Origin of the sequence: Myroides odoratus (assembly GCF_965118575.1) — a bacterium.
Lineage (GTDB): Bacteria > Bacteroidota > Bacteroidia > Flavobacteriales > Flavobacteriaceae > Flavobacterium > Flavobacterium odoratum_B.
In genome coordinates this window covers 38,294-51,453 of the sequence record NZ_CBCPHW010000005.1, presented here as the reverse complement: position 1 = coordinate 51,453, position 13,160 = coordinate 38,294, and the positions used below count along the sequence as shown (strand labels likewise).

Annotated in this window: 9 protein-coding genes; 6 read left to right on the top strand and 3 right to left on the bottom strand. The window is 33.8% G+C overall.

The genetic code is table 11. The features are described 5' to 3' along the window. Nucleotides 1–142: 142 nt before the first annotated feature. Complete coding sequence (locus tag ACMHJ2_RS05435; protein WP_413511950.1) at nt 143–2,338, bottom strand: RecQ family ATP-dependent DNA helicase; 2,196 nt, start codon at nt 2,336–2,338, stop codon at nt 143–145. Between the two features lie 90 nt (nt 2,339–2,428). On the opposite strand from ACMHJ2_RS05435, the gene ACMHJ2_RS05430 reads away from it, so the two are divergent. From ACMHJ2_RS05430 to ACMHJ2_RS05405, 6 genes are all read left to right on the top strand, one after another. Beyond that, nucleotides 2,429–3,394: a KpsF/GutQ family sugar-phosphate isomerase gene (locus tag ACMHJ2_RS05430; protein ID WP_413511949.1), complete on the top strand. Its 966-nt coding sequence runs from the start codon at nt 2,429–2,431 to the stop codon at nt 3,392–3,394. Between the two features lie 3 nt (nt 3,395–3,397). Next, on the top strand, nt 3,398–4,243 hold the full coding sequence (gene tatC, locus ACMHJ2_RS05425) for a twin-arginine translocase subunit TatC (protein WP_413511948.1): 846 nt from the start codon (nt 3,398–3,400) through the stop codon (nt 4,241–4,243). Then, complete coding sequence (lptB, locus tag ACMHJ2_RS05420; RefSeq protein ID WP_413511947.1) at nt 4,240–4,983, top strand: LPS export ABC transporter ATP-binding protein; 744 nt, start codon at nt 4,240–4,242, stop codon at nt 4,981–4,983. Before tatC ends, lptB begins: the two co-directional genes overlap by 4 nt. Before the next feature lie 111 nt (nt 4,984–5,094). Next, nucleotides 5,095–5,877 (top strand): polysaccharide biosynthesis/export family protein, encoded by a 783-nt coding sequence (locus ACMHJ2_RS05415; RefSeq protein WP_413511946.1) that lies wholly within the window; start codon nt 5,095–5,097, stop codon nt 5,875–5,877. A 5-nt stretch (nt 5,878–5,882) separates the two neighbouring features. Then, nucleotides 5,883–8,318, top strand: coding sequence for a GumC family protein (locus ACMHJ2_RS05410; protein WP_413511945.1), 2,436 nt, complete (start codon nt 5,883–5,885; stop codon nt 8,316–8,318). A gap of 249 nt (nt 8,319–8,567) precedes the next feature. Beyond that, nucleotides 8,568–10,787: an NADP-dependent isocitrate dehydrogenase gene (locus ACMHJ2_RS05405; RefSeq protein WP_413511944.1), complete on the top strand. Its 2,220-nt coding sequence runs from the start codon at nt 8,568–8,570 to the stop codon at nt 10,785–10,787. 65 nt (nt 10,788–10,852) lie between these two features. Here the strand turns inward: ACMHJ2_RS05405 and purB are convergent, their stop codons facing one another. Continuing rightward, complete coding sequence (purB, locus tag ACMHJ2_RS05400) at nt 10,853–12,199, bottom strand: adenylosuccinate lyase (protein WP_413511943.1); 1,347 nt, start codon at nt 12,197–12,199, stop codon at nt 10,853–10,855. An 88-nt stretch (nt 12,200–12,287) separates the two neighbouring features. After that, nucleotides 12,288–13,142 carry a DUF2911 domain-containing protein gene (locus ACMHJ2_RS05395; protein ID WP_413511942.1) on the bottom strand — a complete coding sequence of 285 codons (855 nt, stop codon included), beginning with the start codon at nt 13,140–13,142 and terminating at the stop codon, nt 12,288–12,290. Nucleotides 13,143–13,160: the final 18 nt, after the last annotated feature.

Genomic DNA, 13,160 nt, shown 5'->3' with positions numbered 1-13,160 from the left:
TTGGAATTCTATATTCTCACTTATTCTTCTTCCCCTCAAAAACGCCCTTCTTACATGTAGAAGGAGTCCGTGTTTTTCACTTATTCTCATAAAAAAATCCAGAGAAAAACTCCTCTGGATATATCATATAAACCGCATTTGGTTAATTAGCTTCTTTTGTAATAAACTGAATGCGCATCAATCGCAATTCCTCTGTATCGTATTCACCGTCAAACTCAGCCATTGCCATTTTGATATTATCGGTTTCAGAATCCATGAAATAATCGTAAATTTCTTCTTGTTGCTCTTCATCTAATACTTCATCCAACCAATAATCAATATTTAATCTTGTTCCAGAGTAAACAATCTGTTCCATTTCTTTCAACAGAGCATTCATATCTAACCCTTTAGCTTTAGCAATATCGTCCAAAGACAACTTACGATCTACACTTTGAATAATATACAATTTTAGTGCAGAATTAGCTCCTGTAGATTTTACAACTAAATCATCTGGTCGAATAATGTCATTTTCTTCGACGTACTTTTTAATTACATCGGCAAACTCCTTTCCAAAACGTTTAGCCTTCCCCTCACTTACTCCTATTATATTAGCCATTTCGTCAACTGTAATAGGGTATTTCAATCCCATTTCATCGAGGGATGGATCTTGAAAAACAACAAATGGAGGCACACCTGCTTTTTGGGCTACTTTTTTACGCAAGTCTTTGAGTAAATGAATCAGTATCTGATCTACAACCAATTCCATTCTAGGCATATCACTTTCTACTGAAGTATCATTTTCCGTGTATTCATGATCTTCGGTCATAGTAAATGAAACGGGAGCTTGAATAAAACGTTCACCCTTTTCCGTTACTTTTAGCACTCCATACGATTCGATATCTTTTTTTAGATATCCAGCTACATTCGCTTGTCTAATAAGTGCTAGCCAAAAGCGTTCATCCTGATTTTTACCACTTCCGAAAAAAGATTGTGCATCAACTTTATTGACTTTCAACAAAGCATTAAGCTTTCCTAAAAGAACAAACACAATTTCCTTTGTTTTATATACTTGTTTCGTCTCTGAAATTATTTTCAGCACGTTTTGTAACTCGTCTTTGGCTTCAATTTTTTTCTTTGGATTGCGAACATTATCATCCATATCTGCTCCATCTCCATTTACTTCATCAAATTCTTCTCCAAAGTAATGCAGTAAAAATTTACGTCTAGATATAGATGTTTCTGCATAAGCAACAACTTCCTGTAATAAAGCAATTCCAATTTCTTGTTCAGCAATTGGTTTTCCTGCCATAAACTTTTCAAGTTTCTCAATATCTTTATACGAATAGTACGCTAAACAATGTCCTTCTCCACCATCTCTACCTGCTCTACCCGTTTCTTGGTAATAGCTTTCTAATGATTTCGGGATGTCATGGTGAATAACATAGCGCACATCTGGTTTATCTATTCCCATTCCAAAAGCAATCGTTGCCACAACTACATCGACATCTTCCATCAAAAACATATCTTGATGTCTAGCTCTTGTTTTAGCATCTAATCCCGCATGATAAGGAACTGCACTAATTCCATTTACTTGTAACACATTGGCAATCTCTTCTACTTTTTTTCTACTCAAACAATAAATAACGCCTGATTTTCCTTTGCGTTGTTTGATAAAGCGGATAATATCACTTTCGATGTTTTTTGTTTTGGATTTTATTTCATAGTATAAGTTAGGTCTATTAAATGAAGCTTTAAAAACATTGGCATTTGGGATTTCCAAGTTTTTTAAAATATCCTCTTGTACTTTGGGTGTAGCCGTAGCGGTAAGACCAATAATAGGAATATCACCCAATTGACGAATTATATTTCTTAAATTGCGGTATTCAGGTCTAAAATCATGTCCCCATTCAGAGATACAATGTGCTTCATCAATAGCAACAAAAGACAATTCCACTTCTTGTAAAAACTTCACATACTCTTCTTTAGTCAAAGATTCTGGAGCAACGTACAATAATTTTGTTATTCCTTTCTTAATATCTTCTTTAACCTGGTTAACTTCTGTTTTAGTCAAAGATGAATTTAAAACATGGGCAATTCCATATTCTGTTGACAAGCTACGAATAGCATCCACTTGATTTTTCATCAGGGCAATCAACGGAGAAACCACGATAGCTGTTCCGTCTAAAACCAATGCAGGTAATTGATAGCAAAGTGATTTACCACCACCTGTAGGCATAATTACAAATGTATTCTGCCCGGAGATAATACTTTTCACTACGTCTTCTTGAAGACCTTTAAACTGCGAAAAGCCAAAAAATCTCTTTAACTCTTTGTACAAGTCAATTTCAATTGATTTCATTATTTTTGTATGGTATTTTACATAAATTTGCAGTATCTAAAGATACATATTTTCTTTGGTGCAATCCTAATATTTAACATTCTCATCATTTTGAATACATCTATATCAATATTACAGCGGGCAAAACAAACGTTACTATCTGAAAGTAAAAGCATTGAAAAGCTCATCGATTACCTCACAGACGACTTTGCAGCTGCGGTAGAAACCCTTTTAGCTTGCAAGGGTCGCGTTGTAGTGACGGGGATAGGTAAAAGTGCCTTAATTGGCAGTAAAATAGTTGCTACTTTTAACTCAACTGGAACTCCATCGGTTTTTATGCATGCAGCCGAAGCTGTGCATGGTGATTTGGGTTTACTTCAACCTAACGACTGTGTAATTTGTATTTCAAATAGCGGAAATAGTCCTGAAATAAAAGTATTAACTCCATTTTTAAAGCGTTTTGGCAATACACTGATTGCCATTACAGCCAATGAAAATTCATTTTTAGGTAAAAATGCAGATTATGTCTTGTTATCTAAAGTGGAACGAGAAGCAGATCCAAATAATTTAGCACCCATGGACAGTACTACGGCTCAACTAGTTTTGGGGGATGCTTTAGCGGCCTGTTTAATTGAGTGTAGAAACTTCACAACCAATGATTTCGCCCTATATCATCCTGGAGGAGCATTGGGTAAAAAATTACTTTTATTGGTACGAGATATTCTAAACAGCAACAATAAACCTATGGTTGCTCCTGATTCATCTATTAAGGATGTAATCGTAGAAATCTCTCAAAAACGTTTAGGTGTAACCGCAGTAATTGATAATAATACGTTAATTGGAATTATTACTGATGGTGATTTGAGAAGAATGTTACAAAATAACACTAGTTTTGAAAACATTCAAGCAAAAGATATTATGAGTATAAACCCTAAAACAATTGAGTCAAGTCAATTAGTTTCTGCTGCATTATCACAACTAGAAGACAATTCGATTACTCAATTAATTGTAACAAATCAAGGGGAGTACCAAGGCATTATTCATTTACATGATATTTTAAAAGAAGGAATAGTATAACCAATGGCAAAACAAAAAAACTCAGAAAAGGCAATGTCCTTTTTAGACCATTTAGAAGAATTAAGATGGCTTTTAATCCGTTCTTCTGTTTTTATTTTAGGAGGAGGAATTGTAGCTTTCTTTTTTAGAGATTTCATATTCAATGAAATAATTTTCGGTCCTAAAAATAGTGATTTCGTAACCTATAAATTCTTTTGTCAAATTGCCCAGCGTTTTAATCTTGATGATAGTTTTTGTCAGCAAGAACTTCCGTTTGAAATTCAAAATAGAACCATGGATGGGCAATTTTCTGTCATGATGTGGACTTGTATTACTGCAGGTTTCATTATTTCTGTTCCTTTTATTTTAAGAGAAATATGGAAATTTATCAGCCCAGCTCTTTATACAAAAGAAAAAAAATATGCGAAATTTTTTATTCTTGTTTCCTCTTTCTTATTTTTCCTAGGCGTCTTATTTGGCTACTATGTTATTACGCCACTCTCTATTAATTTCTTAGTAAACCTACAAGTGAGTGATATTGTAAAAAATGACATTGATATTAATTCTTATATTGGCTTAGTTAAAACTACTTCTTTAGCTTGTGGACTTATTTTTGAACTTCCTATTATTATGTATTTCTTATCTGTTTTAGGTTTAGTAACCCCCGAATTTTTAAGAGAATACAGAAAATATGCTATTGTATTGATTCTGATTTTAGCAGCCGTTATCACGCCTCCAGATGTGATTAGCCAAATCATCGTTTCCATTCCTTTACTTATCTTGTATGAAATTAGTATTTATATTTCTAAATTTGTTCAGAAGAAACCTAAAACAGAAGCTTTAGTACAAACTAAAAATGATGAATCATGAAATTAAGAGCAGATAATATTGTCAAAATATACAAGAAGAGAAAAGTTGTAAAAGGGGTTTCTGTAGAAGTTAATCAAGGAGAAATTGTAGGTCTACTAGGCCCAAATGGTGCGGGAAAAACGACCTCTTTTTATATGATTGTTGGTTTAGTCAAACCAAACTTAGGTCATATTTATTTAGATAATATGGATATAACTAATTTTCCAATGTATAAAAGAGGGCAACATGGGATTGGTTATTTAGCTCAAGAGCCCTCTGTATTTCGAAAATTAAGTATCGAAGACAATATTTTAAGTGTACTTCAACTGACCAAACTACCTAAACAAGAACAGGTGGAAAAAATGGAGTCCTTAATTGCTGAATTTAATTTAGAACATATTCGCACGAACCGCGGCGATTTATTATCTGGAGGTGAGCGTCGAAGAACAGAAATTGCCCGTGCTTTAGCTACGGATCCAAAATTTATTTTATTAGATGAACCTTTTGCAGGAGTAGATCCTGTTGCTGTAGAAGATATTCAACGTATTGTAGCTAAATTAAAGAACAAGAATATCGGAATTTTGATTACTGATCACAATGTACAAGAAACACTAGCAATCACGGATAAAACCTATCTGATGTTTGAAGGAGGTATTCTAAAAGCAGGAATCCCTGAAGAACTAGCTGAAGATGAAATGGTTAGAAAGGTATATCTCGGTCAAAATTTTGAATTGCGCAAAAAGAAATTAGATTTTGACTAAATCCTGGATTGAAAACTTTAATTTAGTATGCTTTTACCACTATTTGTAAAATAGTACTACTTTTACTTTTATTCAATTTAACAAAGTTCTACTTTTGCAAAAAAATTAACAATGAAATTAAGAAGCTTTTTACTAGTATTAATCCTCTCAACTACTTTTCTTTTCACGTCTTGCGTGTCAAGAGAAAAGGTAGTTTACTATCAAAATGTAGAAGATGTATTGACCCAAAACAATACAATCACGAACTTTGAAACGTATTTACAACCCGATGATTTATTGATGATTATTGTATCAGCTGAAGATAAAGAAGCTGCTATTCCTTTTAATTTAATCAATACAATGGTGACTAACCCCAATAATCCAGCGGGAGTAGGATCAGCACAGCAACAACTTTATTTAGTCGATAATAAAGGAAATATTGAATTTCCTGTTTTGGGAACCATCAAAATTAGTGGTTTAACGAAAAAAGAAGCCATCGACTATTTAACAACCGAAATCGATAAATACATTGTTCGTCCTATTGTAAATATGAGAATAATGAATTTTAAAGTAACGGTTCAAGGAGAAGTTAATAGACCTGGGATACATACCATTGCTAGTGAACGTTTAACTTTAACGGATGCTATTGCTCTTTCAGGAGACATGACTGTATATGCAAAAAGAGATAATGTTTTAGTAATTCGAGAAGTGGAGGGTAAACGCATTCCTTATCGTGTAGATATGACGAAAGCAGATTTTATCGCGTCCCCTTATTATTACCTAAATCAAAATGATATTGTATATGTTGAACCCAACAAAACAAGAATTAACTCTTCGGCTGTTGGTCCAAACCTAACTTTAGGTCTGTCGGCATTATCTTTATTAGTAACCGTAATTGCACTTGCAACTAAATAAAAAAAATGGAAGGAAAATTCGACAATAGTGAAAATGTCAATATCAATATTCGAGAAGAATTAGAAAAATATATTGTCCATTGGAGATGGTTTGTTTTAAGTGTTTTTATTACTCTAGTTCTCGCCTTTGTATACTTACGCTATACTGAAAAAACGTACAAAGCCAATACGACGATTATTGTCAAAGACGAAAAAAGAGGCGGCGGTATTTCTACCGAACTCTCTGCTTTTGCCGATTTAGGCATGTTAACGGGTGGAAAGAGTAATATTGAAAATGAAATGCAAATTTTATCTTCGCGAACGTTGGCTGAAAAAACAGTACGCCGTTTACAACTCAATATCTCCTATATCAATGAAGGTCGTTTAATTAATAGTGAACTGTATAACAATAGTCCAATTGATTTTAATTTCATTGAACGTGTATTTGATTTCGATCAAATACGTTATACTTTTTTTGTGAATGATATTACAGATACTTCTTTCACTCTTTTTGACCAACAAAAAGTCAAATTAGGCACTTTTGAATACAATACGCCTGTTGAAACCATTTTAGGTAAATTGGTGGTAACTAAAAATCAACCAAAACCCGTTTCAACTTTAAAGAAGCTCAATAGTGATACAGAAGAAGAAAAAGAAGACAATGAACATATCAACAATGTTATTGTCGAAATCTATCCGGTAGAACAAATGACAGACTACTTTGTCAAAAATGTTCAAATTGCACCTACGGATAAGTTTTCTAGTATTCTTGATTTATCCTTATTAAGTCCAACTCCTGCAAAGGCAGTTGATTATTTAGATAATTTGATTACGCTATACAACGATGCTGCTGTTGCAGACAAACGTTATATTTCTGAAAAAACTTCGGAATTTATTGAGAGCCGTTTAAAGCTTATCACGGATGAATTAAGCGATGTAGAAAAATCGGTTGAAGGGTATAAATCAAAAAACAGCATTACGGATATTCCTACAGAGTTGGGCTTATTTTTACAAAATGCCAATGTATATGACAAGCAAATCATTGAGAATGAAACCGAATTAAAAGTAGTTTCTTCTTTAATCGAATTCTTAAAAAACAGCAAGCAAAATGAGCTGCTACCTAGTAATATTACCTCTTCGGATATTAATTCAAATACGTTAATCAATCAGTATAATACGTTAGTTCTAGACCGCAACCGAATTAGTTCAAGCTCTACAGCTTTAAACCCTGCGGTTATCAAAATAGACGATCAGATTTCATCTATGAAAGCTTCCGTCTTAACTAGTTTGATACGATTAGAAAGTTCATTGAAAATTTCTAAAAAAGAATTAGAAATCAAAGAGAAAGAATTGCGTTCTAAATTATCTCAAGTACCAAGACAAGAAAGGGAGTTTAGAATTATTGATAGACAACAAAAGGTAAAAGAAGCTATTTACCTCTATCTATTCCAAAAAAGAGAAGAAACGGCTATTACTCTAGCAGCCACTGATTTAAATGCAAAAGTAATCGATTCAGCAAAAAGCTCAGATAAACCGGTTTCACCTAAAAAAGCCATTATCTTATTAGCTGCTTTAATTTTGGGTGGATTAATTCCTTTTGTGATTATTTATTTGCGCTTATTATTAGATACCAAAGTTAAAAACCGCTTAGATATCGAAAATAACACAGATGTTCCTTATCTAGGTGATATTCCTCACTCTGATGATCATGAGAACATCATTGATTTATCGAGTAGATCAAGTTCTGCCGAAGCGTTGCGTATCATTCGCACAAACTTAGAGTTCATGCTTGGAAAAGTGAAAGAGGGAACAGCAAAAACAATATTCTTAACCTCTACCTTTCCGAAAGAAGGAAAAACATTTACTTCTGTAAACTTGGCAGCAACTATAGCTCTTTCGGGAAAAAGAACCCTTTTAATTGGTATGGATTTGCGTAACCCTAGGTTAGATGATTACTTGTCTTTACCTTCTAAAGGAGTTTCCGATTATTTATTAAGAAAAAATGTTGACATCGATCAATTTATTGTAAAAATTGAAGGTTACGAGAATCTTTTCGCTTTACCTGCTGGAACAATTCCACCAAACCCTGCTGAGTTATTAATGGGGGATGCTATTCAAACTATGTTTACCAAGCTAAAAGCAGAATATGATTATATTATTGTTGATACTGCACCCGTTAGTTTAGTTACAGATACCTTGTTAGTTAGTAAATTTGCAGATACTTTTATCTATGTAACAAGAGCGAATTATCTAGATAAACGTATGTTGAAACTTCCTACCGATTTACATAGAGAAGGAAAATTGAAAAACATGGCTATTATCTTAAACGACACAATAACCATGAGAGGATATGGTGGCTACGGATACGGTTATGGTTATGGCTATGGCTATGGCTATGGCTATGGGCACAATGTCCAAGAAGATGCCCGTCCGTGGTGGAAAAAACTTTTAAATATAAAATAACGAGATACAACTCCAAAAAGGCCAACCTATAGGTTGGCCTTTTTTAGTAATATTACTTTTTTAATCCCTCAAAAATAACAATAAAGCAATTTTCCTTATACAGATTATAAACTTAACAATTCTATTGTTATATCACTGAATTAGCAAGTTTTTTTCAATGCTTATGAGTATATTTGCTTTATAATTTCAATGTTTTAGACGCAACAAATAAAACAATTGTAGTATTGTTATCATTTAAATCTAACAAAAATGACACAGAATTCTAAAATCCTTTATACGTTTACGGACGAAGCTCCGATGTTAGCTACGTATTCTTTTTTGCCGATTGTAGAGGCTTTTGCTAAAACAGCGGGTATTGATGTAGAAACAAGAGATATTTCTTTAGCTGGACGTATTTTAGCAAATTTCCCTGAGTATTTAAAAGAAGAACAAAAAATTAGCGATGCATTAACCGAATTAGGAGAACTAGCAAAAAGTCCGGAAGCCAATATTATTAAATTACCGAATATTTCTGCTTCTATTCCTCAGTTAAATGCGGCTATAAAAGAACTTCAAGCCCATGGATTCGCAGTACCTAACTATCCTGCTGAGCCTAAAACTGATGAAGAGAAAGAAATCAAAGCAAAATATGCTAAAATTTTAGGATCTGCTGTAAATCCAGTATTACGTGAAGGTAATTCTGACCGTAGAGCGCCAAAAGCGGTTAAAAACTACGCTAAAAAGCATCCCCATTCAATGGGAGCTTGGGTTAGTACTTCGCAAACAAAAGTAGTATCTATGGCGGATGGTGATTTTTATGGAAGTGAAGAATCAGTAACTGTTGCTAAAAATGCTAAATTCAAAATTGAATTTATTGGCAGTGATGGTTCTACTAAATTACTAAAGGATTATGCTTCACTTTTACAAGGAGAAGTAATTGATTCAACTGTATTAAATTTAAATAAATTAAAAGCTTTTGTTTCTGAATGTAAAGAAGAAGCTAAAGCTAAAAATATATTATTTTCTACGCACTTAAAAGCGACAATGATGAAGGTATCTGACCCTATCATTTTTGGTGCTGTAGTAGAAGGATACTTTGCTGATGTTTACAGTAAATATGCAGCTTTATTTGCAGACTTAGGTATTAGTTCTAACAATGGTTTAGGTGATTTGTATGCTAAACTAGCTGGACATGCTCAAGAGGCCGAAGTAAAAGCAGCAATCGATACAGCAATAGCAAATGGACCTGCAATTGCCATGGTTAATTCAGATAAAGGAATCACAAACTTACACGTTCCATCGGATGTTATTGTAGATGCTTCTATGCCAGCTATGATTCGTACATCAGGACAAATGTGGAACAAAGAAGGTAAGCCACAAGATACGTTAGCTATTATTCCAGACCGTTGCTATGCAGGGGTATACGAAACGGTAATCGAAGACTGTAAAGTGAATGGTGCGTATGACCCTACAACCATGGGATCTGTTCCAAACGTAGGGCTTATGGCTCAAAAAGCAGAAGAATATGGTTCACACGATAAAACGTTCCAAGCAGAGGCTAATGGAGTCATTCGTGTTTCTGATGAAAACAATACTGTATTCTTTGAACAGAGCGTTGAAAAAGGAGATATTTTCAGAATGTGTCAAACAAAAGATGCTCCTATTCAAGACTGGGTTAAATTAGCGGTTAACCGTGCGCGTTTATCTGAAACACCAGCTATTTTCTGGTTAGATGAAAATAGAGCACATGACAGAGAGCTAATCAAAAAAGTAAATGAATACTTGAAACAATATGATACAACTGGTTTAGATATCCGCGTTTTAAGTCCAATTGAAGCAACAAAATTTTCTGTAGATCGAATTCGCCAAGGATTAGATACAATTTCTGTAACAGGAAATGTATTACGCGATTACTTAACGGATTTATTTCCTATTCTAGAAGTAGGTACTTCTGCGAAAATGCTTTCTATTGTTCCCTTAATGAACGGAGGTGGATTATTTGAAACTGGTGCAGGTGGATCTGCTCCAAAACACATCGAACAATTTATTGAAGAAGGCTATTTGCGTTGGGATTCTCTAGGAGAGTTCTTAGCCTTAGGCGCTTCTTTTGAGCACTTAAGTCAAACACAAAACAATGCAAAAGCTTTGGTATTAGCTGAAACATTAGATGAAGCAACAGCCAAATTTTTAGATAATGACAAGTCACCAGCTCGTAAAGTTGGATCTATTGACAACCGCGGATCACACTTCTACTTGGCGATGTATTGGGCAGAAGCATTAGCAGCTCAATCCAAAGATGCAGAATTAAAAGCTAAATTTGCACCTATTGCTAAAACTATGGCTGAAAATGAAGCTACAATTAATGCAGAGTTAATTGGCGCTCAAGGAAAAGCACAAGAAATTGGTGGTTACTATCAAACAAATGCAGCAGCTACAATAAAAGCAATGCGTCCAAGTACAACTTTAAATACAATTATTGATTCAATTTAATCAATTTTAAACCTAAAAAAAGCCACTATTTTTCAATAGTGGCTTTTTTATTTTATTTCGTTTCTTTATTTAATACCTAAATAAGTACTAGGTGTGATTTGTTTTAATTCTGCTTTAATTGCATCACTTACTGCAAGTGTTTCAATAAAATTGTGAATAGATTCCTTATTGATTCCGGTGTTAGTACGCGTCAAATCTTTTAGTGCTTCGTATGGATTCGGATAGCCTTCTCTTCTCAAAATCGTTTGAATTGCTTCTGCCACAACCGCCCAGTTTTTCTCTAAATCTTCTGCAAATTTATCCGCGTTTAAAAGCAATTTATTCAATCCTTTTAAGGTAGCTTCAAAAGCAATAAGTGTATGCCCTATAGGTACACCTACATTTCTTAAAACCGTACTATCTGTTAAATCGCGTTGTAATCTAGATAGAGGAAGTTTGGCTGATAGGTGTTCAAAAATAGCATTGGCAATACCTAAATTTCCTTCTGAATTTTCAAAATCAATTGGATTTACTTTATGTGGCATAGCTGAAGAGCCTATTTCTCCTGCTTTAATTTTCTGTTTAAAGTATTCCATTGAAACATACGTCCAAATATCACGATCTAAATCAATCAAAATAGTATTAATTCGTTTCAATGCATCAAAAAATGCAGCAAAATGATCATAATGTTCAATTTGCGTTGTAGGGAAAGAATACTTCAAACCAAGACTCAACTCCACGAAATCTTCTCCAAATTGTTTCCAGTCGTTTTTAGGATAGGCTACAAAGTGAGCATTAAAATTCCCAGTAGCTCCACCAAACTTAGCTGCAAAAGGAACATTGTTTAACAAGCGCAACTGCTCTTCTAAACGTTGTACAAATACAGCAATTTCTTTACCTAAACGCGTAGGAGAGGCAGGTTGACCATGCGTTCTTGCTAACATAGGTACATCCATCCATTCCTGACTTAATTCTTTTAGTTTATTTACTAAAGAAAGAAATAAAGGCATATATACCTCTTGAAATGCTTCTTTTGTAAGCAAAGGAATTGAGGTATTATTGATATCTTGAGAAGTCAATCCAAAATGGATAAATTCTTTATATTTTTCTAATCCTAAACGATCGAAAGCTTCTTTAATAAAGTATTCTACCGCTTTCACATCGTGATTTGTTATCTTTTCTTTTTCCTTAATCCAAAGCGCATCTTCTGCTGTAAAATCTTTATATAATTTTCTTAATTCTGGAAATAAATCAGGAGAAATACCACTGAGTTGTGGAATACCATATTCACATAAAGCAATAAAATATTCCACCTCAACCAAAACTCTATACTTAATAAGAGCTTCTTCAGAGAAATATTGTGCTAATGCTTGGGTTTTACTTCTATAACGCCCATCAATAGGCGATATAGCATTCAGTTCTGTAAGTATCATTTCGATTGTGTTGTTAAGAGACAAAGGTAAAGTAATAGAATTAAAAATGAAAAGTTAAAAAAGTAAAAAGAGAGTAAAAATTCTCTTTTTAAATTGCTTTTGACCATTCCTTAATGGCATCTTTATTCATTTTTACATAATCCTGATTATTCGCTTTTTCTGCTAATGTTAAAGCTACCTTTGCCGTAGCTACAGCTCCTACCTTATCCCCTGCTTTAGCTTGAATTTGAGATTTAAGTCGAACAAAATAATAAGGTACTTTTTCTCCTGACTTCGCAATAGCTTGATCAATCCATCCTAATGCTTTAGCTAAATCTTTTCCCGTTAAATAGAAATACTCAGCTGCTGCATAATAATCTACCACCTTAGGACCATCAAAAGTTTCAGTAATACTTTCCATTGCTAGCTGATCCGTTGGAACTTTAAAACGCACAGGAACAAGTGTTTTCTCCCACATAATTTCCAAATCAGCATAATCAATATTCACGTTATTTACCGCAATGGTAAATGTTTCAAATTTGCGATCTAAGTTTTGTACTTTTACTTTCGTGGATAAAGCGATTTTAGTTTCATCCCATTTTTCTGGCAACCCCCAATTATTTGTTTCTTTATAAAAAATAACTTCCCACTCTTCTACTTTGGGAATGGTATAAATTGCGTACGAACCTTTTTTAAGTGTTTTCCCGTCAATTTCTACATCATTTTCAAAAGTTACTACTGTATTCATATTTGCACCAGTTCGCCATAAGCGTCCATAAGGAACTAAATCTCCAAACACTAAGCGTCCGCGCATATTAGGTCTTGAATAATCGATATTGATATTCGTTAATCCCACCCCTTGGTGTACTTCTGATTTTGTACTCGTTGGAGGAGTTTTAACTTGTGCGTCCATCGTTGATAACGCAAACACAACTAAACTTGTAACAATAAACTTTTTTATCATCCTTATATTTATTAAATG

Coding starts and splice junctions, on each gene's coding strand:
- ACMHJ2_RS05435 (WP_413511950.1), bottom strand. CDS start 2,338: ATGAAATCAATTGAAATTGACTTGTACAAAGAGTTAAAGAGATTTTTT.
- tatC (WP_413511948.1), top strand. CDS start 3,398: ATGGCAAAACAAAAAAACTCAGAAAAGGCAATGTCCTTTTTAGACCAT.
- lptB (WP_413511947.1), top strand. CDS start 4,240: ATGAAATTAAGAGCAGATAATATTGTCAAAATATACAAGAAGAGAAAA.
- ACMHJ2_RS05415 (WP_413511946.1), top strand. CDS start 5,095: ATGAAATTAAGAAGCTTTTTACTAGTATTAATCCTCTCAACTACTTTT.
- ACMHJ2_RS05410 (WP_413511945.1), top strand. CDS start 5,883: ATGGAAGGAAAATTCGACAATAGTGAAAATGTCAATATCAATATTCGA.
- ACMHJ2_RS05405 (WP_413511944.1), top strand. CDS start 8,568: ATGACACAGAATTCTAAAATCCTTTATACGTTTACGGACGAAGCTCCG.
- purB (WP_413511943.1), bottom strand. CDS start 12,199: ATGATACTTACAGAACTGAATGCTATATCGCCTATTGATGGGCGTTAT.
- ACMHJ2_RS05395 (WP_413511942.1), bottom strand. CDS start 13,142: ATGATAAAAAAGTTTATTGTTACAAGTTTAGTTGTGTTTGCGTTATCA.